The 24,159-nt window shown below is 67.5% G+C and carries 26 protein-coding genes and 1 tRNA gene; 18 read left to right on the top strand and 9 right to left on the bottom strand.

Going from position 1 to position 24,159, the window contains the following annotated elements; genetic code table 11:
- The first annotated feature begins 105 nt into the window (after positions 1–105).
- The 9 genes from R2910_02520 (at position 106) to R2910_02480 (ending at position 10,333) form a co-directional block, all read left to right on the top strand.
- Positions 106–1,107: an HAD family hydrolase gene (locus R2910_02520; GenBank protein ID MEZ4411848.1), complete on the top strand. Its 1,002-nt coding sequence runs from the start codon at positions 106–108 to the stop codon at positions 1,105–1,107.
- A 345-nt stretch (positions 1,108–1,452) separates the two neighbouring features.
- Complete coding sequence (locus R2910_02515; GenBank protein MEZ4411847.1) at positions 1,453–1,872, top strand: hypothetical protein; 420 nt, start codon at positions 1,453–1,455, stop codon at positions 1,870–1,872.
- A gap of 783 nt (positions 1,873–2,655) precedes the next feature.
- On the top strand, positions 2,656–5,355 hold the full coding sequence (locus R2910_02510) for a bifunctional DNA primase/polymerase (GenBank protein ID MEZ4411846.1): 2,700 nt from the start codon (positions 2,656–2,658) through the stop codon (positions 5,353–5,355).
- Between the two features lie 379 nt (positions 5,356–5,734).
- The gene (locus tag R2910_02505) at positions 5,735–5,962 is read left to right on the top strand and encodes a hypothetical protein (protein MEZ4411845.1); all 228 of its coding nucleotides are present in this window, start codon (positions 5,735–5,737) and stop codon (positions 5,960–5,962) included.
- Positions 5,959–6,132 (top strand): hypothetical protein, encoded by a 174-nt coding sequence (locus R2910_02500; GenBank protein ID MEZ4411844.1) that lies wholly within the window; start codon positions 5,959–5,961, stop codon positions 6,130–6,132. Before R2910_02505 ends, R2910_02500 begins: the two co-directional genes overlap by 4 nt.
- Entirely contained in the window at positions 6,129–6,887 is a 759-nt protein-coding gene (locus R2910_02495; GenBank protein MEZ4411843.1) for a hypothetical protein, read from the top strand. The genes R2910_02500 and R2910_02495 overlap by 4 nt, the downstream gene beginning before the upstream one ends.
- Entirely contained in the window at positions 6,884–7,222 is a 339-nt protein-coding gene (locus R2910_02490; protein ID MEZ4411842.1) for a hypothetical protein, read from the top strand. Before R2910_02495 ends, R2910_02490 begins: the two co-directional genes overlap by 4 nt.
- A gap of 4 nt (positions 7,223–7,226) precedes the next feature.
- Positions 7,227–8,669 carry a hypothetical protein gene (locus R2910_02485; protein MEZ4411841.1) on the top strand — a complete coding sequence of 481 codons (1,443 nt, stop codon included), beginning with the start codon at positions 7,227–7,229 and terminating at the stop codon, positions 8,667–8,669.
- Positions 8,670–8,965: 296 nt separating this feature from the next.
- Positions 8,966–10,333, top strand: coding sequence for a tyrosine-type recombinase/integrase (locus R2910_02480; GenBank protein MEZ4411840.1), 1,368 nt, complete (start codon positions 8,966–8,968; stop codon positions 10,331–10,333).
- A 121-nt stretch (positions 10,334–10,454) separates the two neighbouring features.
- Here the strand turns inward: R2910_02480 and R2910_02475 are convergent, their stop codons facing one another.
- The 9 genes from R2910_02475 to R2910_02435 all read right to left on the bottom strand — a co-directional run bounded on the left by R2910_02475 (position 10,455) and on the right by R2910_02435 (position 15,721).
- The gene (locus R2910_02475) at positions 10,455–10,829 is read right to left on the bottom strand and encodes a DUF2513 domain-containing protein (GenBank protein ID MEZ4411839.1); all 375 of its coding nucleotides are present in this window, start codon (positions 10,827–10,829) and stop codon (positions 10,455–10,457) included.
- A gap of 12 nt (positions 10,830–10,841) precedes the next feature.
- Complete coding sequence (locus R2910_02470; GenBank protein ID MEZ4411838.1) at positions 10,842–11,570, bottom strand: hypothetical protein; 729 nt, start codon at positions 11,568–11,570, stop codon at positions 10,842–10,844.
- A 137-nt stretch (positions 11,571–11,707) separates the two neighbouring features.
- Positions 11,708–12,160, bottom strand: coding sequence for a hypothetical protein (locus tag R2910_02465; GenBank protein ID MEZ4411837.1), 453 nt, complete (start codon positions 12,158–12,160; stop codon positions 11,708–11,710).
- Positions 12,161–12,313: 153 nt separating this feature from the next.
- A complete protein-coding gene (locus R2910_02460) occupies positions 12,314–12,724 on the bottom strand; it encodes a hypothetical protein (protein MEZ4411836.1) in 411 nt (136 codons plus the stop codon).
- Between the two features lie 294 nt (positions 12,725–13,018).
- Positions 13,019–13,702: an SIMPL domain-containing protein gene (locus R2910_02455; protein MEZ4411835.1), complete on the bottom strand. Its 684-nt coding sequence runs from the start codon at positions 13,700–13,702 to the stop codon at positions 13,019–13,021.
- 313 nt (positions 13,703–14,015) lie between these two features.
- Positions 14,016–14,098: transfer RNA gene (locus R2910_02450), tRNA-Leu, on the bottom strand.
- A 56-nt stretch (positions 14,099–14,154) separates the two neighbouring features.
- On the bottom strand, positions 14,155–14,667 hold the full coding sequence (locus tag R2910_02445; GenBank protein ID MEZ4411834.1) for a Spy/CpxP family protein refolding chaperone: 513 nt from the start codon (positions 14,665–14,667) through the stop codon (positions 14,155–14,157).
- Entirely contained in the window at positions 14,667–15,176 is a 510-nt protein-coding gene (locus tag R2910_02440) for a hypothetical protein (protein MEZ4411833.1), read from the bottom strand. The genes R2910_02445 and R2910_02440 overlap by 1 nt, the downstream gene beginning before the upstream one ends.
- Positions 15,173–15,721, bottom strand: coding sequence for an RNA polymerase sigma factor (locus tag R2910_02435; GenBank protein MEZ4411832.1), 549 nt, complete (start codon positions 15,719–15,721; stop codon positions 15,173–15,175). The genes R2910_02440 and R2910_02435 overlap by 4 nt, the downstream gene beginning before the upstream one ends.
- 95 nt (positions 15,722–15,816) lie before the next feature.
- Between R2910_02435 and R2910_02430 the strand changes: the two genes are divergently transcribed.
- Genes R2910_02430 through R2910_02390 form a run of 9 tightly spaced genes read left to right on the top strand, consistent with a single transcriptional unit; the run spans position 15,817 to position 24,155 of the window.
- Positions 15,817–16,422 carry a TetR/AcrR family transcriptional regulator gene (locus tag R2910_02430; protein ID MEZ4411831.1) on the top strand — a complete coding sequence of 202 codons (606 nt, stop codon included), beginning with the start codon at positions 15,817–15,819 and terminating at the stop codon, positions 16,420–16,422.
- A 4-nt stretch (positions 16,423–16,426) separates the two neighbouring features.
- Entirely contained in the window at positions 16,427–17,260 is an 834-nt protein-coding gene (locus tag R2910_02425; GenBank protein MEZ4411830.1) for an enoyl-CoA hydratase/isomerase family protein, read from the top strand.
- Positions 17,261–17,263: 3 nt separating this feature from the next.
- The gene (locus R2910_02420; protein MEZ4411829.1) at positions 17,264–18,697 is read left to right on the top strand and encodes an aldehyde dehydrogenase family protein; all 1,434 of its coding nucleotides are present in this window, start codon (positions 17,264–17,266) and stop codon (positions 18,695–18,697) included.
- On the top strand, positions 18,694–19,887 hold the full coding sequence (locus R2910_02415) for an acetyl-CoA C-acyltransferase (GenBank protein MEZ4411828.1): 1,194 nt from the start codon (positions 18,694–18,696) through the stop codon (positions 19,885–19,887). The genes R2910_02420 and R2910_02415 overlap by 4 nt, the downstream gene beginning before the upstream one ends.
- Positions 19,888–19,912: 25 nt before the next feature.
- Positions 19,913–20,704, top strand: a complete 792-nt coding sequence (locus R2910_02410; protein MEZ4411827.1) for an enoyl-CoA hydratase-related protein — start codon at positions 19,913–19,915, stop codon at positions 20,702–20,704.
- Positions 20,705–20,720: 16 nt separating this feature from the next.
- Entirely contained in the window at positions 20,721–21,842 is a 1,122-nt protein-coding gene (locus R2910_02405) for a Phenylacetic acid catabolic protein (protein MEZ4411826.1), read from the top strand.
- Positions 21,806–22,513 carry a glycerophosphodiester phosphodiesterase gene (locus R2910_02400; GenBank protein MEZ4411825.1) on the top strand — a complete coding sequence of 236 codons (708 nt, stop codon included), beginning with the start codon at positions 21,806–21,808 and terminating at the stop codon, positions 22,511–22,513. Before R2910_02405 ends, R2910_02400 begins: the two co-directional genes overlap by 37 nt.
- Entirely contained in the window at positions 22,510–23,376 is an 867-nt protein-coding gene (locus tag R2910_02395) for a 3-hydroxyacyl-CoA dehydrogenase family protein (GenBank protein MEZ4411824.1), read from the top strand. The genes R2910_02400 and R2910_02395 overlap by 4 nt, the downstream gene beginning before the upstream one ends.
- Positions 23,373–24,155: an enoyl-CoA hydratase-related protein gene (locus R2910_02390; GenBank protein MEZ4411823.1), complete on the top strand. Its 783-nt coding sequence runs from the start codon at positions 23,373–23,375 to the stop codon at positions 24,153–24,155. The genes R2910_02395 and R2910_02390 overlap by 4 nt, the downstream gene beginning before the upstream one ends.
- The last annotated feature ends 4 nt before the right edge of the window (positions 24,156–24,159 follow it).

Raw genomic sequence — 24,159 nt, 5'->3', positions numbered from 1 at the left:
GAAGAGGAAACCGGTCCCACGCGGCTTGCCTCGTCGTCAGCAGCGGCCTAGAATCCGGCTGCCAGACCTTCATACACCTCCCCCAGCGCCTCTTTGGAGATCGTGATGCTACGCCTTCGCCGCGGGATTGTGGCCTTCGGTTTCCTCGCCGCAGCATTGGCCAACGCTACCACAGCCACCGCCCAGGACCCGCTCCCCTCCTGGAACGACGGCGCCACCAAGCGAGCCATCGTCGCGTCCGTCACGGAGGCCACCACCGCCGGGCGGCCGGGCTTCATTCCGGCCTCCGAGCGGATCGCCACCTTCGACAACGACGGCACGCTCTGGGTGGAGCAGCCGATATACACCCAGCTCGCCTTCGCGCTCGACCGGGTCAAGGTGCTGGCGCCGCAGCACCCGGAGTGGAAGACGCAGGAGCCCTTCGCGTCGCTCCTCAAGGGCGACCTCTCGGCCGCGCTGGCGGGGGGGGACCACGCCATCCTCGAGATCGTCATGGCCACCCACGCCGGGATCACCACCACTGAGTTCGAGCAGATCGTCCGCCAGTGGATGGCGACCGCGCGCCACCCCAGGTTCAATCGTCCCTACACCGAGTTGGTTTACCAGCCGATGGTGGAACTCTTGGCCTACCTCCGCGCCAACGGGTTCAAGACCTATATCGTCTCGGGGGGCGGCGTGGAGTTCATGCGCCCCTGGACCGAGCAGGTGTACGGGATTCCCCCTGAGCAGGTCGTCGGCAGCCGGATCAAGACCACCTATCAGATGACGAAGGACGGTCCGGTGCTGATGCGGGAAGCCAAACTGGAGTTCATTGACGACAAGGGTGGCAAGCCGGTAGGCATCAACGCGATGATCGGCCGGCGGCCGGCAGCGGCCTTCGGCAACTCCGACGGTGACCGGCAGATGCTGGAATGGGTGCCGGAGGGCGGTGAGCGGCTCCGGATGCTGGTGCACCACGATGATGCGACCCGGGAATACGCCTACGGCGCACAGTCGCACATCGGGACCTTCAGCGACTCACTCATGGCGGAGGCGAGGGCCAAGGGCTGGACCGTCATCAGCATGAAGAACGACTGGAAGCGGATTTTCGCCTTCGAGTCGCCATGACCTGAGGCGACGGCATGACGAAGGGCCGCCCTCCTGGGCGGCCCTTCGTCGTTTCTGTCCATCGTCGTCCTGTCATGCCCGAGGCGAGAGTCGAACTCGCACGGGGTCGCCCCCGGCGGATTTTGAGAGCGAAGTGATTTGTTCGCTTGAGTTTGCGACCGTTCGCGTAACTCGGTGCCCCGGCACGAGCTTACGGCTCTCCCAATTGATCTCGGTTTACGGCCGTTCGCAAGTGTTCTCGCCACCCGTTTTCCGAATCCCGGGCCCACCGCCGGGCCCACCGACCCTTGCCGCCGCTCCTTCGCCGGGCGACACTACCGATCTCCACCGACCGGGGCCTCCTCGATGGCTGAGCAACGCGGCTACAACACGAACCTCGCGAGCGAATTCCACGTCATGGCCACGCTGGCCCGGCTCGGGCTCGATCCGCTCCTGACGTTGGGCAACAAGAAGTCGGTCGACATCGTCCTCCACCGCCACGGCGCTCCGGGGCTCACGGTGGAGGTGAAGGCCAACGCCAAGAAGCTGGACTGGATCCTGGGCAGCCGCCCGCTCGTCGCGCCGACCCACTTCTTCGTGTTCCTCGGCTACGAGGGTCGCTTTGAGGAGGTCACCACGATGCCGCGGGCGTGGATCGTGCCGTCGGAGCGCCTCGAACCGCTGGTCGAGCGGGCGGGCACGAGCCGGATGCACTACGTGCGCCGTCGCCGAGTGCTGTCGGAGTTGAGCGATTGTGAGGGCGCATGGGATCAACTGACTGCGTAGGTGTACCAAAGTAACGTCCGAAGAAACTCCGGCCTTTTCTTTTTCGAAGTCTTCATTACTATCGAGATGTCGCTCGGCGATTAGCTGAAGCGGCCCGCCTTTTCTCCGCTAGTGAAGAGCGAAGGCGCGGAGGTCCCCCTGACTCGCTGCCCGCGCAGCCCCCGAGTCCGGGACGATCCTCCAGTCGGTGCCCGTGGCCCCGGCGCTAATGAATCCCGCCGCCTCAGTGAGAGGCTGCAGCGACTCATGGCTCCGGGGCCCGCGCTTTTTTCCGGAGGATGGCGTAATGCCGACACCGCCCGATGGCCGGAGCCCCGCAATGCGCGGAGCCGAGGCCGCCGCCTACCTGCAAGACATCTTCCCGACCAGTCCGCCGTGGTCAGCCGCGAAAATCTGGAAATACTGCCGCGCAAACGTCCTCCCCCATGTCCGGGTGGGCCAATCCTTCTTTCTCACCCGCGAACAACTTAGCGCCTGGGTCGCCGCCGGTGGCTCTCGCTACCCAGGTGGTGGTTGGCGCCGAAAACCTGGCCCCACACCGGGACGGAAGGGCCCCCGGAGGAGCCCCCGACGCTCCTCGTAGCGCACCCCGGTGACCATCGTGGCCGGGGTGTCCCCGCCTGAACTGATCGAGAAGGCTCTCACGGAGCGGACGGCAATGCGACAGGCAACCAAAGGAATCGCCCGCCGGTGCGAACGGCGGGCGACTCAAGAAGCGGCAATCGGCAGGCGTCCGGAAAATACGTTTGACCTCAGTGCTTGCGCTAGGCAAAGGGCGGCGCGATGACTAGCCTCGATGCCGCACTCGACTACGCATCACGAGGCTGGGCGCCGATTCCGTTGGAGCTAGGAGGCAAGAAGCCACGCGCCCGGGCGTGGCAGAACGCCCGTCATACCGTCGAGGAACTGCCGAAACAGTTTTCGAATGGCGCCAACATCGGGGTGCTGACCGGTGCGCCGAGCGGCGGACTGGTGGACGTCGACCTCGACACGCCGGAAGCCGCGGCGCTCGCCCCCACCTTTCTTCCAGACACCGCGGCGGTGTTCGGGCGCGACGGCAAGCCGCGCTCTCACTGCTTCTATCTGGCCTCCATTCCGAAGACCATCCGTTACCAGCACCCCACCGCACGCACGGCGGACGGCAAGCGCGTGACGTTGCTCGAACTTCGCAGCACCGGTGGCCAAACGATGGTGCCCCCAAGCGTCCATCCGTCTGGGGAAGTAGTCCGGTGGGATGAAAGCGGCGAGCCCGCCGCGGTGGAGGCCTCGGAGCTCCTCCGTGATGTGGGCCAGCTGGCCGCCGCCGCCCTTGTGGCGCAGGCATGGCCGCAATCCGGCGCGCGCCACGACCTCGCGCTCGCGCTCGCGGGCGTGCTGCTCGGGTGGCTCGACTGGGATGATGAGCCAGCATCGGAGTTCATCCGCGCGGTGGCCGAGGTTGCGGGGGATGAGGAGGTGGAAGATCGGGTGGCGGCAGTGGCCACGACCCGCGCGTGTCTCGCGGAGGGCAAGGCATACACCGGCCTCGCGCACCTTGGCGAGTTGCTCGACAAACGTGTCGTGCGCCGAATAGTGCAGTGGCTCGGCGGCAGCATGCGGAATCGGGCCGCGCCCGCCGCCCAGGGCACCTACGCCGCCACCGACGGCGGGATGGTCCTGCGCCGGACGACGGAGCATGGCGCGGTCCAAGAGATTCCGCTCAGCAACTTTGCCGCTCGCATCACGGCCGAGCGCATCGACGACGACGGCACCGAAGCCCAAGTCCTCTTCGCCCTCGAAGTCCAGCGGCGTGGGCGGGTCCGGACGGGGGAAGTGGCGGCCGGAGACTTCGCGAGCATGGCATGGGTGGCGCGGATCGGTGGGGCTGAGTGCATCCAACATCCGGCCCCCTATGCCCGGGACCACCTTCGCGCCGCGATCCAGACCGTCTCCCTCCCGGTGCCGGAAGAACGCCGCTACACGCACACGGGCTGGCGGGACGACCTTGGCGCCGACATCGGCCCTGTCTATCTCCACGCCGCGGGTGCGCTTGGCGCGAAGGGCTCGGTGCCGGGGGTGGAGGTACGGCTCCCGGCGCCCCTCGCTCCGCTGGAGTTGCCCGAGCCGCCCGCCGATCCGCGCCCCGCGCTCCGCGCCAGCCTCGGGATGCTCGGGGTTGCGCCGCTGGGGGTTACGCTGCCGGTCTTCGCCACGATCTACCGGGTTGTGCTCGGCGGGATGGATGCCTCGGCGGCCATCGTCGGACCGACGGGCGCGGGGAAGTCCGAATTGGCGGCCCTCGCGCAGCAACACTTCGGCCCCGGATTCGCCGCGCGTCACCTCCCGGGCAACTGGTCCGGTACGGCCAACTTCACCGAAGGGCTCGGCTTTGCCGCGAAGGATGCGCTGTGTGTGGTGGACGATTGGGCCCCCGGCGCGGGTCGCCAGAATCGCGACAAGCTGGAGGCCGCTGCGGATCGGCTGTTCCGCAATCAAGGCAACCGGGCCGGACGAGGCCGCATGCGGGCGGATGGGACGCTGCGCCCGGAGAAGGCACCCCGCGGCATGTTCCTCATGACCGGCGAGGACCTCCCGGCCGGCCAGAGTGTGCGGGCGCGAATCGCGATTGTTGAACTCGGGCCCGAGGCGATGGACTGGAGGGTGCTCTCCAGCGCCCAAGCCGATGCCGCCGCCGGTCGATATGCCGAGGCGATGGCTGGCTACATCTGTTGGCTCGCCGGGCGCTATGACGCGATGCGGGCTGCCCTCCCCGCCCAAGTGGCGGCTCTGCGGGCCCGGGCGGCCGGGCAACACCGCCGGACGCCAGACCTCGTCGCCCAGCTTGCCATGGGCCTGCGCTCCTTCGCGGACTACGCGGTGAGCGCGGGCCTCTGGACCGCGGCGGAAGCTGATGCGAGTTGGGAGGCGTGGTGGACCGTCCTTCAGGACGTCGGGGAGCGGCAAGTCATCTACCAATCGGGCGCTGATCCGGCCCGGCGCTTCGTGGAGCTTGTGGGCGTGGTAGTGGCCAGCGGTGCCGGACACTTCGCCACCTTCACCGGCGAGGCCCCGGCGGACGATCCGGAGCGGTGGGGATGGCGTCTGCGGACGACCGAGGCCGGGACGCGATGGGAGGATGGGCAGTATCTCGACGCGCTCGGTAGCCCGGTCGCTCCGGTCTATGTGCCGCAAGGCCCGCGCCTCGGCTGGCTCGATCCCGCCCGCGGGCACCTGCTCCTGGTCGCGGAGGCGTGTTATGCCGCCGCCCAGCGTCTCGCGCGCGAGGGACCAGAAGGATTGACGGTGGGGCTGACGGCGCTCAAGAAACGGCTCCACGAGGCCGGGTATCTCGAAGCCACCGAGACCCGGGGTGGGAAGACCTACCTCGAAGTCCGACGGGGGATCGCGGGCGCTCGGGTGGCCGTGCTGGTGATGCGGGCGGACGTCTTCGCGGGTGAAGGGGCTACTTCCGAGGGCGAAGGGGCTACCGATTCGACGGCGTAGCCCCAAGCAATCCTCAGGAGCGGGCGAGGGTTAGGCCCCCAACGGGCGACTGGGGCTACTTCTCCCGACCTGGAGAGAGACCTATACGGATGCAGTGTGCACAGTACTTCGAGGTGCAAACATGACAGCGGCCTTACGCGCGAGTCTTCAGTCAAGAACGGTAGCCCCAGTAGCCCCTTGGGGTGGTAAGGTGGTGCGGCGGCCTCGGATCGGCAGGGGCTACTGTATGAAAAGCGGTAGCCCGTTGGGTGATGGAAGTAGCCCCTTCGATGCGTAGCCCTGCTCTCTCGATCTCTCCTGCGCGACGCACGCCGCGCGCGACTTTGCCTAGAGCCATCGCCTCAGTGGGCTCAAGATATTCGACGAGGAGGAAGAACGAGTGAACAACAACGCGATTGTCTACATCTTCGACCCGGCCCTAGAGCGGCGGCGTCCGAGCGAGTTTCGCCGGATGGCTCGGGCGCTCGGGGCCCGGGGCAAGGTGCTCTACCTCATTCCGCACAATTACCGGACCCTGCCTGTGGCGGGGGACGGTGTCGTGGTGAGCCCGTGGCTTGCCCGGTTTCTCGCGCACCATCCCACCGACCACCAGGAGCGTACCCAGTGAAGAACGGCTCAAAGACCATGACGCCCGGCACGGCGTCCTACGACGAACAGGCCGCCGCCCTCCGCGCGGCCAACGACCGGATCACCACCGACAATCCGCTCGACCGCACCGGCACGGCCCGCGCCGAGACCCCCATCACGTCGCTGCATCCGACGGGAGCCATCCGGTGAGCGCGCCGACGATGAAGGATGCTGCGTGGGCGTTCACCCCCGCCGAGCCCCCGCCCGCCCGCGTCGCGGCCGACATTCGCCAGACCAACAACGACGCCGCCCTCCCGGGCTTTGAAGCACGCGAGATCGCCACGCGCGCCGCCATCAGCGCGGAACAAGTCGCCGCCAACGAGCATCTTTCCGAAGCCGGCAAGGCCGCCGAGTTCACGCGTCTCAGTCTCCCGGACCTCGCCGTTCTTCATCGGCACCGGGCGGCCCTCGACGCCGCCGCCACCGTCGTCCAGCGCGACGCGGCTGCCCTCGAAGCAACCGTCAGCGCCCCGAAGCTCAGCGACCCCGAACTCGCCCGCCAACTCGCCGTCGCTCAGCGCTTCGCCACCCTCAGTCCGGCGGAGCGGACCGCATGGGTCGGCGAGGCGATGAACGGCACGAGCCCGGTCAAGCTCGCCGCCCTCGCCAACGAGGACCCGGCCATCACCGGCCTCGCTCCCGAGCAGCACGCCCGGCTTCAACGGATTCTGCGCGCTGTCCAGGTCGACACCGCGGCCCAAGCGCGCCTCGCCGCCCGGGCCGAACTGATCGCCGAGAGTGCGCTGGCCGTCGAGCGCACCATCGCCGCCATCGAGGACGCCGCCGACCAGGGGATGTTGAAGGAGAAGGGCTTGACGACCCTTCGCCGCCGCGACATGAGCGATGCCGAGAAGGCCGACTACATCGATACCCACGGCCTCGCCGCGTTCAAGGCGCTGCGATGAATCCCAACATCAAGGACCACGCCTCCGCGGGCGGACACGCAAAGGCCACGACCGTCGCCGCCCAGGAGCTCGCCCGCCTCCGGGCGGCGGACCTTGGCGACCTCAGGTTGCACGACACCGCGGATGCCCAACGGCTGCTAGCGCGGGCGACCGACCTCACCATGCGCGGCGACATGACCCCGTCCCGCGCCTCGGCGATTGCGAAGACGGTCGCGGAGTGGGCGAGGATCGAAAACCTCCGCCTCGATCAGGAACGCATCAAGGTCGCGGAACGCCGGATCGGGGAGCTCGAAGCGGAACTCAAGCAGGCCCGCACGGCGCGGGCGGTGGCCTAGGGCGATGCGCCGTGATGCGCGCCTCGACGCCGTAGAGCGCCGGACCCGCTCCGCGCGGGCCGCCCTCGCCGGACGCGGCGGGGATGACTTCGCCCCATTTGCGACCTATCGGGATGATCCGGCGGGGATGGCGGCGCGGTGTTGGCCGCGCCATCCCTCCGCCACCCGGCGCAGCGACGGCACCGCCTACCAAACCGCGATTCTCGGCTCCGTCGCTGCGAACCCCGCGACGGCCGTGATCTCCGGACATGGCGTCGGAAAGACGGCCACCATCGCGCAAGCGACCGTCTGGTGGCTCCTGACGCGCCCAATGAGTCGCGTGGTGATTTGTGCGCCGCAATTCGAGCGGCAGGTTCGCGGTGTTGTGTTCGCGGAAATTCGGCGCTGGGTCCGGCGGTCGGTCGTGCCGATGCCGCTGGAGGTGTTGGCCGGGCGCGTCGTCGTGAGTGGCCACGGCCCCGAGTGGGGCGCGAGCGGCATCCCGGCCACCGAGCCGGAACGAATTGAGGGCGTTCACGGCGACCACGTGCTGCTCATCCTCGACGAGACCAAAGGCGTGCCGCAGGACGTGTTTGATGCCCTGCAGGGAACGCTGACCGGTCACGGGGATACGCGTCTCCTCGTGTGCTCGACGCCCGGCGGGGTCCAAGGCCCCTTCTGGCGCGTGGTGACGCGGGGGCCGGAGCTCGGGTGGACGGTGTTTGCGATTCCGTCGACTGACTCCTCGCTGGTGTCGGAGGCGTGGTGCGAGGCGCGGGCCCGGGAATGGGGCGTCGGGAGTCCGTTGTACGAAAGCCGAGTGCTCGGACGGTTCGCGGACGCGGGCGATGGGGTGTTGTTCCCGTTGTCGATGTTGGAGGCGGCGGTGGGCCGTGAGCTCCCGGACGCGGCGGAGGCGTCGGTGGTGCTCGGGGTGGACGTCGCCCGGAGCGTGAACGGCGATGCGAATTGCGTGGCCGCGTGTCGCGGCGGGAAGCTGGTCGGCCTCCATCTCTGGCGGGAGCCCGATGCGATGAAAACGGTGGCCCGGGTCGCGCACCTGGTCGCCCAATACGGTCCGTCCCGGACGCGGGTGGACGAGGCGGGTGTCGGCGCGGGAGTCGTGGATCGACTGCGCGAGATGGGGGTGCCGGTGGAAGGCGTAAACTTCGGGGCCGGGGCCGCCGAACCGAAGCGCTTCCGGCAGCGCAGATCAGAACTGTTCTGGGGCTTGCGGGCGGCGATGGAAGCGGGACGGGTGTCGCTCCCGGACGACGATGAACTGCTCGCGGACTTGTCGGCGCTCCGATACGAGTTCACCGCCGCCGGGCAGATCCAGTTGGAGTCCAAGGACGCCGTTCGCTCCCGGCTCGGTCGGAGCCCGGACCGGGGCGACGCCCTCGCCCTCGCCGTCGGAGCCTCGGATCGGATCGCGGCCCGATGGGTCGTTCACCGGAAGGCCCTCTAGTCCGGGGGCTGCGGGACGCACGCGGGGCACTGTGCCGGCGCGCTCGAAGCCTCCTGGCCTGCCTCCGGGGCCCCTCTCGGCCCGGCACACCGGAGAACAGCCCCGAGGAGGCCCGGGCCCCGGCGGATTCCGAAGGCGACGGGGCCTCCTAAGTTGTTGTCCGCCAACGGCCCCGAAACGGTGGGTCCGGGGTGGGTCCGGGAGTGCCTAGCGAAGTCGGGGGCCTTCTCAAGAGATTCCGGGAGTTAGCGTTCCATTCTGTGACGTTGATTCCCTACCCGTAGATCGGAGGAATGATGTCTAAGACAACGCCCCGCCCCCGAGGCACCGGCTCGGTCCGGCCCAAGATGCGCGTCGTCGTGAAGAACGGTCGCCGCGTGAAGACGACGGACCCGACGGGTCGCTGGTCGGCGCGAGCCTATCTCGCGGATGGCCGGTACTGGAAGGGCACGTTCGCCAGCGAGCGCGAGGCCAAGACAGGATTAGCTCGGATCCTCGGAGCCAAAGCTGACGGCCAGCGCACCGTCCCCTCGGCGCAACGCTTGGGCGATTGGTGGGAGGAGTGGCTCTCGACCTTTATGACCGGGAAGAGCGCCCGCTCCCAACACGACATCCGCGCCCGGGGACGGCGCTACTTGCCGAAGTGGTTGCTGGCGCGTCCGTTGGCGAAGTTGTCGCCGACCGACGTTCAGACGGTCTTGAACGGGATGGCTGAACGGGGGTTGAGTCCGACGACGATCCGGATGGTCCGGGGGGACGTGCGCGCCGCGCTGAATCGGGCGCTCAAGCTCGGCAAGGTTCTCCGCAACGTCGCCACCCTCACCGATCCCCCGAAGCAGGTCCGGCGTACCTACCGCTGGCTCACCGGCGAAGAGGCCGCGCTCTTCCTCGCCGAAGCCGAGGCGAACGACGCGGCCCGGGCGGCGGCGAGCGCGGACGGCCTAGTGGACGATGTGGATGCGGCGCTCTTCACCCTCCTGTTGATGGAAGGGCCACGCCCAGGGGAACTCTACGCCCTGCGGTGGGACGATTGGGACGAGGCTGCCGGCACGCTCCAGATTCGCCGCGCCCTCGAACGCTTCAGCGGCCGCGCCGCCTCGGTCGGCGACGGGAAAGGTTGGGCCTTCAAGGCGACCAAGACCGGGAAGCACACCGAGCTCGTGCTGACCGCCGCCAGCGCCCGCGCCCTCCGGACCCATCGCGCCCGGCAGCGCCGCCTCCGCCTCGCGCTCGGCCCGGCGTATACGGATCGGAAGCTGATCTTTGCGAGTGCGACGGGTGGGCCCTGTAACGCGGACGTGGTGCGGGACCGCTTCCGCCAGATCGTCGGGGCCCTCGCCCTCCGCCTCACCGGCCAGGTCCCTCCCCCACCCCTCTCTCTCGCCGGGCACTCCCTCGCGGCCCACCGCGCCGCCAAGGCTACCCGGGCGAAGGCCCTCCGCGAGGCCCTCGCGGCGACGGGGCTCGACCGACTCCGCCTCTACGACCTGAGGCATTCGAGCGCCTCCCTCGGCCTCGCCGCCGGAGAGGACCTCAAGAGCGTCAGCGAACGGCTCGGGCACTCGACCATCACCCTCACCGCGAACGTCTACAGTCACGTCGCCGTCGCCACCAAGCGCCGCTCCGCCGAGGCGCGCGACGCCCTTCTCACCGCCTCGCGCTAGCGACAACGCCCCGGGGATCGTCTCCCGGGGCGTTCTAACAGGCTGTGGACGGGTCCATACAGCCTTGGCACCGCCAGCAAGACGGGCCATCAGCGGCCAGAGTCCCCGAGACCAGCGGCTCCTAACCAGCAACACCGAAGTGCTGGATCGCCACTTGGACCAAGATGGGCTTGATCAGCTCGAACGCGACTCCGCCGCCCTTCTCCTTTATCAACTTCATTGTCTTCCGCCACACCGTGTCATTCCGAGCCGCTGCGAGCCAATCGTGCCCCTCCCAAGTCAACCGTTCGACGTTTGCAGCCAGTATTCGGTCCCCACCCATCCCGCTACGCACTAGTCGCGCGTCGATCAACCCCCGATCCTTCAGTAATTCGAGGTGTTCAAGGACAGTCGCTTCATCCACATCTGCGATCGTGATCTTCCCGGCCGCCTGATTCGCCGGCGTATCCTCCACCTCCATGAGAATCGACCGCACAAGATCCAAGTCCAGCTTCATGTCGCCTCACCGTTAGGAGATGAAAGGATCATCGCCGCGGAGAACGCGCCGCCCCAAGGGCAGGAGGCGCAGATGCAGGTAGGTGCCCCAATCTTCCCCGCCGGACCCGCCACCCTCGATCAATTCGCTCGCGACCAGCCCCCGCGCGGCGAGGTCGAAGCGAGTCACAGGAATGGCAAGTGTTTCAACGATCCCCTCGGAGTATTCGTAGTAGTCGCTTGAGTTGCCAAGATGGCGCATCAGCCGGAGACAGTCCGCCACCACAGGGACATCCGGGAGCAGGGTCGAGCCGACGCGAAGGTACGCGGAATCGTGCAATCGGGCGCGGGCGAGCCCGCTCGGATGGTTCAGGTTGGGATCGCCATGCACGAGTTCAAGTTCCACCAACTCGGCAATGTTTTCCGCAGCCTCCTTGGGCGTCAGGCCGCGCGCAGCCATCATCTCGTCTATGCCAGGGTACGTCCAAAGCGCCGCGATATCGCGGCGCAGCAGATACTCTAATATCTCGGCCTGTCGCCCGGGGATGCGTCGCCCTGGGAGTTTCGGAACTTCGAGCACTTCAAGACGTCGCACCACCTCGGCTAGGAGTGCCGGGTCGGCTGCTGCCTGCTCATCTGCTAGATCGAGGAGAAGTCGCACAAGCGCGAGTATCAACCCCATCGGGCCGGTCGTCGCTTCCAGCACGAAAAGGGTCGCGCGGGCGGCGTGCCGCGCCGCCCCTTCGGAGTTGCTCTCGAACATGACCTCAAGTTCGCTTCACATCGACCCGGGGACAAGGCTCAACCCAACCCAGATGACTTCCCCGCCGATCACCTCATACGCTCTAGCGCCTCTGCGCCAAGCTCGCAATCAAGGGCGCTCGGCTGCAGCATGCCTGGTTACGCGGCACTGGTCAGGGCTGCTAACTTGTCGAGGCAGTGGCGCGACGCGGCTATCAGCCGCTTGCAGGTGCCGCCATTAAGGAAGGTCGCCTCGTGGATCAGCAGATTACGAAAGAGAACTGCGCTCGGAATCTGTTTCCAGGCGCTTGCACCGAAGGCCCTCGTGGGCGTCGTGCGGAGCCACGGGCAAATGTGCTTCGAAATGAGATCGACCGTCCCAGTGTTGCGATGATATGCGTATGCGTCACGCAGCGACATTCCTGCTTGAACGAGGGCATGGACGGCGACAGCGCGTGAAAATCCCTCCAAAGCAGAAACAGCGTTGACAAGCACGCTTGGTCCAAGATCGGGCAGGTCGATCCTCTGGCACGCAATGTGGTAGCGTTGCTTCAGTGTGCCGGTGCCGTAGATCTCGCGGAGTTGCTGCGGGGTCAACTCGTCGTCAGCCAAGTAACCTCCCCGTGCCACCTGGAGAATCGCGCATCAGCTGCGAGGGCGCTCGCGGCAGCCGCCGCGCGACCTCGCCAGTAGTATAAAGCGCGGCGGCTGCCGCAGATAGAGCGCGCCCTCGCCAGCTGCATGCGCTGGTTAGGCCGAACGCGGTTAGGAGCAGCCTTCCATCGCCAAGACCGCGGGTTTGCGGCCTGCGCGGTACTGATACACGAGTTTGCCATCAGTCTCGAATACCATGCCAAACATAGAGTCGGAAGCTAGCTCGGACTCGACTATCAGGTCATGGTAGTTGGGCGGCGGGTCATAGGGATGCGGCTCAACGCTCACCCGGCCCGGGAACATTGCACCGATCGCAGCTTCTGTCGAACCCACGCCCGCACCCGTTGTGGCAAGAATCCCGGCCGAATCAACATCAATGCGTTCAATGCGGCCGTCGATCACCATCAAGGCCGCACCGCGTGGGAGGGTCTTGGGGTAAATGTATGAGCACCCCGGCGCAGATTCCTCTTCCCCTGGGGTGAGTTGCTCACCCAAGACCGTTGATGCTTCGGCGAGCGTCATGCCAAACTCGAGTGGGCCATACGCCCGGAAACCAACGCGCCACGATGTCGACGAACGACAGCCGGCCGCCAAGCACACAACGAGGAGCAAGGGAACCAATAGGAGGGGATGCTTGCTAGCGGGTCGTCGGATGGCTGTGTCCTCCGCGTTTCGGCCTAACGAATTGGCGCATCAGCTGCGAGGGCGCTCGCGGCAGCCGCCGCGCGGCCTCGCCAGTAGTATAAAGCGCGGCGGCTGCCGCAGATAGAGCGCGCCCTCGGCAGCTGCATGCGCTTGTTAGGCAGCAACCAACACTCAGGTGGCGAGCTGCCACCGTGCACAGACCGATACTCGTGTCGAAATCTTCCCAGGCATGATGTCGGCGAGCGATGTATGGCCTCCAACCACACCGGGTTGGAGCGCCAACGCTTCCGTAACCCGATCAATTGGTGACCCTTCGCAAGGCGCGGTCGACAGATTCAGCAGCGGGCCGAGTTTGCCGCCGACCGCTGCAGCGAGCGCCTCAGCATCGCGACGGGCAGACGCAACCGCGGCTGCAAGCAAGTGCTCGCGAACAATTGGAACGCTGTCCGAGACGAAGTCCACACGATCGACTTCGGTCGCTCCAGCGGCGAGTGCTGAGTCAATCACGCGCCCAATGTCCTTCAGCGAAGTGACCGCAACGGTGACCGAGGCGGATGCCCCATAATCAACAATCTTGGCCGACTGATAGTTCATGTTCGCTCGGACCTCGTAGGAGGTCAACTGGATCCGATTGTCCGGGAGGCCCATTCGCTGCAGTACGTCGATCATACGCGCTTGACGAGCACCGTTCTCCTCGGCGGCAGCGGAGCCTGACGGTGCACGGGTGTCGATCGAGAACCGAATCTGTGCAGCGGTCGGGGTCAAGGCCGCCTGCCCGGTACCTGTGCTAGTTATGACCGCGTGATGAGACTCTTGGGCGGAAGCAGAGGTCGCTCCAAGAAGCGCGATGATCAAGGCATAGGCTCGCATAGTCGCTCAGAGAGTGGTGGTTGCTGCCTAACTACCATTGGACTGCGAGCGGTAGCTCGCCCAAGAATGCTAAGGCTGCGAGACTCCGCAGCATAATCACACAGTAGCACTCGTGGCCGAATCCGGAAAGACTGCGCGCCCAGCAGCCTAATCCGGGAAGCCTTGGGGCCCGCGCGCGTCGCCCCCCACCCAACTCAGACCCAACTCAGACCCACCGCCCCCCAAAGCGACCGAGGGCCGCTCCTCTTCGGAACGGCCCCCGTCACGTAACGATTTCGATTTCAACAGCTTAGGAAAGTGCCCGAGGCGAGAGTCGAACTCGCACGGGGTTGCCCCCGACGGATTTTGAGTCCGCTGCGTCTGCCATTCCGCCACTCGGGCGCCGCGGCAGGAAGATGGGCAGTCTGTCCCGGGGGCGCAAGAACCGCGACGGCAGACTACGGCTGCTGGGCCCCGACCGCGCCCTGCTGACGAAACTGCTGCTGCCGCTGCTGGCGGATCTCCTCGATCCGCGCCATCAGCCGCTCCCGCATGACCTGGAACTGGGCCCGCTGCACCGGGGTGAGATACTTGGACATCTCCCGGTTTTCGTCCACAAAGCTCTGGGCGTACGTCACCTTGATCTCGAGCAACCGGTCCACGAGCTTCGCGACGCTGTCGGAGTTGGCGGCGATGCCCGGCCGGAGTTGCCCCTGCAAGCCGCGCTTGATGGCCCGTTCCTCCTGCTCCATGGCCCGGCGCTTCGGCGCGTACGTATTGAACGTCGCCCGGAGCTTGACCGCCTGCTCGTCGGTCAGCCCGAGATTGGTCTGGATCTGCTGGGCAAAGCGCTGTTCAATCTGCTGGCGAATCCGCGCGGCCTGCGGCGAGTCATCGCCACTGTCCTGGGCCCGGAGCGGGGACGCCGCCACCAGCACGACCGCCGTGAGCACCCATCCAAGTCGTCGCATCAGCTCTCCCAAAGGTGCTGGACCTGCTCGAGTTCCCGGGGATCCAGGTCGTCGAGACTCGGTGTGTCGATTGTCGGTGTGTCTGTCCACTGCGGGGCCATCGATTCGAGCACCTCAGCGAGCCCGTCTTCGCTGAGCGAGGTGAGCCCGGGAACGTCCACGGCCCCGAGAACAGTCGGCGGGGCGGCGGGGCCGGGGGGCAGCGGGGCGGTGGTCACCACTCTCGAAACCAGCAGCACTGCGGCCGCAACGGCCGCGATTCCCGCAATCCAGCGCGAGCGGGGGAACCGCTTCACGACCGGTTCCGTCCGCAGCCGCAGGAGGACGCGTTCGGCCAGGGCGTCGGCGTCGATCGTCACATCGTCGGCGAGGGCCGCTCCCGTTGAGACAACCTCCCATTCCGCGCGACAGGCTGCGCAGGCGGCCACGTGCCGCGCCTCCTCCTGGGTCCAGGCGACCTCACCCCTCGCCACACTCGGCATCTTGTCCGACAGCTCCTGGCAACTCATGGCACCAACTCCTTCAACCGCTTGACCGCATGATGATAGTGAACCCGTGCCGCCCCTGCCGTCGTGCCGAGCGACTCGGCAATCTCCGCGTAGTCCAGTCCCTGCTGCACCCGCAGCAGGAAGACCTCGCGTTGGAGCCGGGGCAGGTTCGTCAGCCCCCCCTTGATCCGTTCCGCCGTCTCCTCGGCGACCATCTCGTCACCCGGGTCACGGTGCACCGGCATGTCGTGGTCCTCGATCGAGAGAATCACCCGCCCCTTCCCTCGACGGTATGAGTCCTTGAGGAGGTTTGATGCTATGCTGAACAGCCAGCTTCGAAAGGACGACTCCTGCCGCCACCCGTCGAGCCCGCGGAAGGCCTTGAAGAAGGCCTCCTGCACCAGATCCTCCACCTCGCTGGGGCCGGCCCCCGCCCCGCTCAGGAAGCGCGCGAGCCCGGACGCGTGCCGCCGGACCAGGTCGGTGGCCGCCTGCTCGCTTCCCGCCCGCCACGCCTCCGCGAGGGCGGCGTCCGATGGCCCATCGAGCCCGGTCAAGGATGGCATTCAGTGGGCATAGACGAGTCAAACCAGCCGTTGTTAAGCGTTGACCCGACACAAACAGTCGGGTAACTTCCTTCGAACGATCGTTCGGACGGTACATGCAGCCCTATGACCAGCGTTTGGATGCCCTCCTCGCCGCAGCCGCAAAGACTTTCGCGGAGCGGGGTTACCACGCTACGTCCATGCGCGACCTGGCTCGGGCCAGCGGATTCAGCCTGGCCGGGATGTACCATTATGTGGAGAGCAAGGAGGCGCTGCTCTTCGAGATCCAGGACCGGTGCTTTGCACAGGTGCTCGAGGGAGCCCGCGCGGCGCTTGAGGCCGCCACCGGCCCTGAATCGCGACTCCGCGCGTTCATACAACATCATGTAATCTTCTTTGCGGCGCACATGGATGAGATGAAGGTCCTCGCCCATGAAGAGGCCGAGCTCACCGGCACGATGCGGGCGCAGCTCCGCCGGCGCAAGAAGGAATATGTCGGACTGCTCGAGGAACTCCTCGGGGATGTCCCCGGCACCCATGCCGACCCGCACATTGCGGCCTACGCACTCTTCGGCATGATGAACTGGATCTACACCTGGTATCACCCCGCGGGTCCCGCCTCGCCAGCCACGCTGGCCGAGGAGCTGGCCTCGCTCTTCCTGGACGGCTACATCGCTGCTCACCCTGCGACCGCCCGACTGGTCGCCACGCACGGAGGATGACCCCTTGACCGCTACCCTGACCTCCCCACGTCCCGGCGCCCCGGCGCCTACCGACAAGGTCCTCGTGAACTACGAGGTCCGCGACGGCCTCGCGATCATCACGCTCAACGACCCGCCGGCCAACACCTACACGTACGAGATGTTCCGGCAGATGGACGCCGCCATCCTCGACGCCCGCATGGCCGACGAGGTGCACGTCATCATCATCCGGGGCCATGGCGAGAAGTTCTTCTCGGCGGGCGCCAACATCTCGATGCTGAACAACGTGACCCCCCGCTTCAAGTACTTCTTCTGCCTGCACGCCAACGAGACGCTGAGCCGCCTCGAGCAGACCCCGAAGCTGACCATCGCGGCCCTCAACGGCCACACCGTCGGCGGCGGGCTCGAAATCGCCATGGCCTGCGACATCCGGATCGCCTGCCGCAATGCCGGCAAGATCGGACTTCCCGAGGTGAACCTCGGCGTGCTTCCGGGCACCGGCGGCACCCAGCGCCTCTGCCGGCTCATCGGCAAGTCCAAGTCCATTGAGTTCATGGTGACCGGCGAAACCTTCTCCTTCGAGAAGGCGGAGGAAATGGGCCTGGTCAACCACGTCTTCGAGAAGGACGGCTACTGGGACCAGGTGCTGATGTACGCCAAGCAGTTCTGCCCGCCCAACAAGGCCGCCAAGGCGGTCGGCGCCATCAAGCGGAGCGTCCAGTCCGGCATGGATCTCCCGTTCGAAAGCGCACTGACCCTCGAGCGGGAGTTGCAGCAGCAGCTCTTCGCGTCGGCCGACGCCAAGGAAGGCCTGGCCGCGTACGTCGAGAAGCGGATGCCCAACTTCGAGGCCAAGTAGGCAGTGCAGACCGATCTCTTTATCGGCAACGCGTGGACCCCGGCGGCAAGCGGCCGCCGGTTCGACGTGATCAACCCCGCCACCGAGGACGTGCTGGTCTCGGTGGCGGAGGGAGACGCCGCGGACATCGACCGGGCGGTGGCCGCCGCCCGCGCCTGCTTCGAATCGGCGGAGTGGCGCGGCCTGTCGGCCCGGAAGCGTGGCGCAATGCTCTACCGTGCCGCGGACATCCTCGCCAACCGCCTGCCCGAGATGGCCGAGCTCGAGACGCGGCAGAACGGCAAACCGCTCTTCGAGTCGAAGATCGACGTCTCGTCCACCGTCGAGACCCTGCGTTACTACGCCGGGTGGTGCGACAAGTTCGGCGGTGAAACCGTCCCGGTGGACGGCAACGTCCTGATGTACATCCGGCACGAGCCGATCGGCGTTGTCGGCGCCATCGTCCCATGGAACTTCCCGCTGAACCTCGCCGGGTGGAAGTTTGCCCCGGCCCTGGCCGCGGGATGCACCGTGGTCCTCAAGCCCGCCTCCGAAACGCCGCTGACCGCGCTGCTGATGGCGGAGATCTTCGCGGAAGCCGGCCTCCCCGCAGGCGCCTTCAACGTCGTTCCCGGCCACGGCTCGACGGCCGGCTCGGCGCTGGTGCGTCACCCGGGCGTGGACAAGATCTCCTTCACCGGCTCCACCGGCGTCGGCCAGCGCATCATGAAGGACGCGGCCGACACCGTGAAGCGGCTGACACTCGAGCTCGGCGGCAAGAGCCCCAACATCATCTTCGATGACGCCGACATCGCCGCCGCGGTGCGCGGCGCGCAGACCGGCATCTTCTACGGCAAGGGCGAGGTCTGCGCCGCCGGCAGCCGCCTGCTGGTCGACCGGAAGATCAAGGATCAAGTGGTTGAACAGCTCGCCGAGCGAAGCAAGAAGCTTGTACCCGGCGACCCGTTCGACAAGAAGACCCGCCTCGGGGCCATCGTCTCGAAGCAGCAGCAGGAGAGCGTGCTGAAGTACATCGGCATCGGGAAGGCCGAGGGCGCCACGGTCGTCGCGGGCGGCAACGCCGCCACGGTCAACGGCAAGGGCTATTTCGTGGAAGCGACGATCTTCGACGGGGTGACCCCCGAGATGACGATTGCCTGCGAGGAAATCTTCGGCCCCGTGCTCGCCGTGCTCGGCTTTGACGACGAGGAAGAGGCCGTCGCGCTGGCCAACCAGTCGATGTACGGCCTGGCGGCCGGCGTCTGGAGCCGTGACATCGGTCGCGCGCACCGGGTGGCCCACGCCATCCGCGCCGGCACCGTCTGGGTCAACACCTACAACATGTACGATCCGGCCGCCCCCTTCGGCGGGTACAAGCAGTCGGGATTCGGCCGGGACCTCGGACGCACCGCCCTCGAGGGGTACACCGAGACCAAGTCCGTCTGGATTGCGCTGTGACCGAGGCGTTCGTCGTCTCGGCGGTGCGCACCCCGATCGGCCGGGCCGGCGGGGCGCTGGCCGGAGTGCGCCCCGACGATCTCGCCGCCATCGCCATCCGCGCGGCCGTGGAGCGGGGCGGGCTTCCCGGGGCCCACATCGACGACGTCATCCTCGGCTGCGCGAACCAGGCCGGCGAGGACAACCGCAACGTGGCCCGGATGGCCCTCCTGCTGGCAGGGCTTCCGATCGAGGTGCCGGGACAGACGATCAATCGACTCTGCGGCTCCGGCCTGCAGGCCATCGCCAGCGCCGCCCACGCCATCAAGGCGGGCGAAGGCGATCTCTTCGTGGCCGGCGGCGTCGAGAGCATGACGCGCGCGCCGTACATCATGCTGAAGAGCGGCAGCGCCTGGGACCGGAGGAATCCGCAGGTGTCGGACTCCACCGTCGGGTGGCGGTTCACCAACCCCCTGATGCCCGCGGAGTGGACCATCTCGCTCGGGGAGACGGCGGAAAAGGTCGCGCAGTTGCACGGCATCACCCGCGAGGAACAGGATGCCTTTGCCGCGGAGAGCCAGCGGCGCACCAAGGCGGCCATGGAGGCCGGTCACTTCAACGACGAGCTGGTGGCGGTCACGGGACCAGGCACCATGGATCCCGTCACCGCGGACGAACATCCCCGCCCCGACGTGACGGCAGCAGGGTTGGCCCGCCTCAAGCCGGCCTTCGCCAAGGGCGGAACGGCCACGGCAGGCAACTCCAGCGGGATCAACGATGGCTCGGCGGCCCTGGGCATCGCCAGCGCAGCCGCCCTCGATGCGCATGGCCTGAAGCCGATGGCCCGGATTGTCGGCACCGCGGTGGCCGGCGTCGACCCGAGCTGCATGGGCCTCGGGCCGGTCCCCGCCACGCAGAAGCTGCTGGCCCGGCTCAGCATGACGGTGAAGGATCTCGACCTCATCGAACTGAACGAGGCATTCGCGGCCCAGGCCATCCCCTGCATGCGCGAACTCGAGCTCGACCCGGCGCGCGTCAACGTGTCCGGCGGTGCCATCGCGCTTGGGCATCCCCTTGGCGCCAGCGGCGCCCGGATGGCGGCGACGCTCATCCACGGGTTGCGGCGAACCGGGGGCCGCTACGGACTGGCCACCATGTGCATCGGAGTGGGACAAGGGATTGCGACGGTGTTCGAGATGACCGAAGCCTGAGGCGAGGGTCGCTATGCAGGATGTGATGCTCAGGAGCGCACTGCTCACGAAGGTCGAACAGGGGGTCGGGACCATCACGCTCGACCGCCCCGAGCGTCTGAACGCCTTCGACGTGGACATGCTCCGGGAGCTCGCCGACGCGGTGCGGGCCATGATCGCCGACGAGTCGGTGCGAGTCATCGTCCTGACCGGCAGTGGCCGGGGGTTCTGCTCGGGCGCCGACCTCGACGGGCTGACCGGCCCTTCCGGGGAGCTTCGGGAGGCGGAAGCGATGGAGCTGGTGCGGGTCGGCTCGGAGGTGGTGCAGCTGCTGCACCGCGCGCCCAAGCCGGTACTCGCCAGCCTGAACGGGCCCGCGGCGGGAGGAGGGGCTGGACTCGCCCTGGCCTGCGATCTTCGGATCGCCGCCGAGAGCGCCTCGATGGGACTGGTCTTCCATCGACTTGGGCTGCACCCCGACCTGGGCACCAGCTGGTTCGTGCAGCGGCTGGCGGGGTCGGCCACCGCGCTGGAGCTCTTCTGGACACCGCGCATGCTGGCGGCCACCCGTTGCCGCGAGCTGGGGCTGGTCAACCGGGTGGTGGCGGACGACCACCTGGCGCATGAGACCGAGGCCTGGGCGCACCGCCTGGCGGCGCTCCCGCCGATTGCCGTTCGCCTCGCCAAGCGCGCCGTGCGCGAGGCGGAATCGACGACGCTCGCCGAATCGCTGGTGATCGAGGCACGGCATTGCCAAGAATGTTTTCGCAGCGAGGACGCCGCCGAGGGGTTGGCGGCGTATCACGCCAAACGAGTTCCCGAATTCCACGGACGGTGAGGACGAGATGCGGAAAGTGAACAACTTTGACGACTGGATCGACTACTTCCGCTACTGGCAGGATTCGATCGGCATCTCCGAAAAGGAGATGGCCGGCACGCCGTTCCGGAAAGTCGGATTCGACGCGAAGTTCGGCGAGCCCGAGGCCGAGACGATCGAGTTCGGCCACTACAAGGGCCAGACGAAGTGGCCGACCATCATGCACATCCCCGACCAGCGCATCCGCGACGCGCTGCTCAACCTGATCGTCTTCCAGGGCGACACCGAGTTCGCCTCGGTGGAGCAGCAGCGCGCGCTCCTCGAGCGGGCCCCGAGCGACTACGACCTCTTCTCGCTGATGCGGGTGATGAGCGAGGAGATGCGCCACGGGTGGCAGATGTCGTACCTCCTCTGCACCCACTTCGGCGACGAGGGCAAGCGCGAGGCGCAGAAGCTGCTCGACCGCCGCGCGGAAGAGGGCGAGCGGCTCCTTGGCTCCTTCAACGAAATCGTGGAGAACTGGCTCGACTTCTTCACCTACACCCAGTTCATCGACCGCGACGGCAAGTTCCAGCTCCAGATGCTGTCGACGTCGTCGTTCCACCCCCTGGCCCGCTCCATGGGCCCGATGCTGAAGGAGGAGAGCTTCCACCTCGGCACCGGCAACAACGGTCTGCGCCGAATCCTTCGCGCTGGCCGCGTGCCGCCGGAGGTGGTGCAGCGCTACTTCAACAAGTGGGTCCCCACCGCCTTCGACCTGTTCGGCACGGACAACTCCAGCAGCGCACACTGGGCCTATGTGTGGGGACTGAAGGGTCGATTCGACGAGCGGGAAGCGCCGGACGACGCGAACGTGGCGCATCTCAACGAGGCGAGTCGCGAGCTGTACCGCCAGGAAATCACCCGCCTGGTCGACCGGCTCAACACGGCGATCCCCGACCCGGACCAGCACCTGATCGTGCCCGACGTGAAGTTCAACCGGAAGATCGGGCTCTATGCCCGGCAGCACTTTACCATCACCGGCGAGTCCCTCTCCGCGGAGAACTACCCGGCGTACCTCGAGTCGGTGCTGCCGAACGACGCCGACCGCACGCTGCTGAAGGACCTGCTCGACGAGCCGGACTGGATCGAGTTCAGGAAGCTCGAGGAGAACAACTGACGCGGCCGCTGGTCATCGCCCATCGGGGCGCCTCCGGCTACGCGTACGAAAATTCGCCCACGGCTTTTGGTGAGGCGGTCGTCCGCGGCGCGGACGGTGTGGAGCTGGACGTCCACTCCACGGCAGACGGGGGGATCGTGGTCCATCACGATCCCGTGCTGACCGGGGGCAGTCCCCTCGATTCGCTGACCCTCGCCGAGGCCACCGCGGCCGTGCTTCCCAATGGGGAACCGGTGCCTTCGCTCGCGACGGCGCTGAAGCTGATCGGCGACCGGGATGTCTGGATCGAGGTCAAGGCGCTGCCGCCCGAGCACGACATCGCCCTCCTGGCCACCATGGACGCCGGCCCCTTCCCCGCCCGCTACGCCGTCCACAGCTTTGACCACCGGATCACGGCCCGCCTGCGCCAGCGACGTCCGGATCTTCCGCTCGGCGCGCTGCTCGCGGCGCGGGTAGTCGATCCGGCCGGCGTCCTCCGCCTGGCGGGCGCCACGACCCTCTGGCAGGAATGGACGATGATCGACCAGGAACTTGTGGATGACGTGCACGCCGCCGGGGCACGCCTCATCGCGTGGACCGTCAACGACCGGGTGGCGGCAGCCCGCCTCGGCCGGATGGGCGTGGACGGCCTCTGCGGCAACTTTCCCGACCGGCTGGCGGTGGCGGCATGAGCAGCTTTCCGACCCGGGTGGCCGTGATCGGCGCCGGGACCATGGGGGCCGGGATCGCCCAGGCCGCCGCCACGGCGGGGTGGCCCACCACCCTGACCGACGCCCGGCCCGAGGCGCTGCAGGGGGCGCTCGACAGCATCGCCAGGACGCTCGACGGTGCGGTCCAGCGCGGCAAGCTCGATGCGGCCGGCCGCGACGCCATTCTCGATCGGCTGCGGACGGCGCCCGACATGCGTACCACCTGCCAGGGCGCCGACCTCGTCATCGAAGCGGTGCTCGAGGATCTCGACGTCAAGCGGGACGTCATGAGCCAGGCCAGTGACTGGGCCGAGCCCTCGGCACTCCTCGCCACCAACACCTCGTCGCTTTCCATCGCCGACATCGCCGCCGACCTCCCCCGTCCCGAGCGGCTGATCGGAATGCACTTCTTCAATCCGGTGCACCTGATGAAGCTGGTGGAGATCGTGGTGCACGACGGTTCGGACGAGGCGTCCACCGACGACGCCCTGTCGGTGGTGCGCGCGATGCGCAAGGAACCGATCGTGGTGCGGGACTCTCCCGGCTTCGCCTCGAGCCGCCTGGGCATTGCCCTTGGCCTCGAAGCGATGCGGATGCTGGAGGAGGGCGTGGCGAGCGCCGCCGACATCGACCGCGCCATGGAGTTGGGGTACAACCACCCGATGGGTCCCCTGAAGCTGACCGACCTCGTCGGGCTCGACGTGCGGCTCCGCATTGCCGATTACCTTCACCAGGCCCTGGGCGCCGATCGGTTCGCGCCCCCGGCCATCCTTCGCCGCCTGGTTGCCGAGGGGAAACTCGGCAAGAAGAGCGGCCACGGCTTCTACGACTGGTCCCAATCATGAGCGAACCCCAGCACGTCCTTAAGGAAATCCACGGGCGCGTCGCCCTCCTCATCATCAACCGCCCAGAGAAACGGAACGCCCTCGACGGTGCCACCCGCGCGCAGTTGCTGGCCCTCCTCGACGCCCTGCGCGAGGACCCCGACGTCCGGGTGGTGGTGCTCACCGGCGCCGGCGACAAGGCGTTCGTGGCGGGTGCCGACATCTCGGAGTTCGAGGGACGGAGCCCGATCGACCAGTTCCGCGTCATGTCGGGCCGTACCATCTTCGAGGCCGTGGACAGCTTCCCCAAGCCGGTCATCGCGGCCCTCAACGGGTTCACCCTCGGTGGCGGCTGTGAACTCGCGATGGCCTGCGACATCCGCATTGCCGCCGACACCGCCAAGCTCGGGCAGCCCGAGGTCAACCTCGGCATCATTCCTGGCGGCGGCGGCACGCAGCGGCTCCCCCGCCTGGTCGGCGCCGGCGCGGCGTACAAGCTCCTCTTCACCGGCGATCTCATCGGCGCGGCCGAGGCGCTCCGGATCGGCCTGGTGGACGAGGTCGTGCCGGCGGCCGAACTGCGGGCGCGGGCCATGGCAATGGCGGAGAGCATCGCGCAGAAGAGCCCGGTGGCGTTGCAGCTGATCAAGGAGGCGGTGCGGGCGTCGCTCCGGGTGCCGCTCGACGAGGGGCTTCGTCAGGAGACGACGCTGTTCGGCCTCGCGTTCTCGAGCGACGACAAGGCCGAGGGTGTGGCCGCGTTCATGGGAAAGCGGCCGGCGGAGTTCAAGGGACGGTAGCCTC

The organism is Gemmatimonadales bacterium (assembly GCA_041390145.1).
In the GTDB taxonomy this organism is placed as follows: domain Bacteria; phylum Gemmatimonadota; class Gemmatimonadetes; order Gemmatimonadales; family GWC2-71-9; genus SPDF01.
The sequence above is the reverse complement of the archived record's forward strand: the minus strand, read 5'-3'. Positions and strand labels throughout refer to the sequence as shown.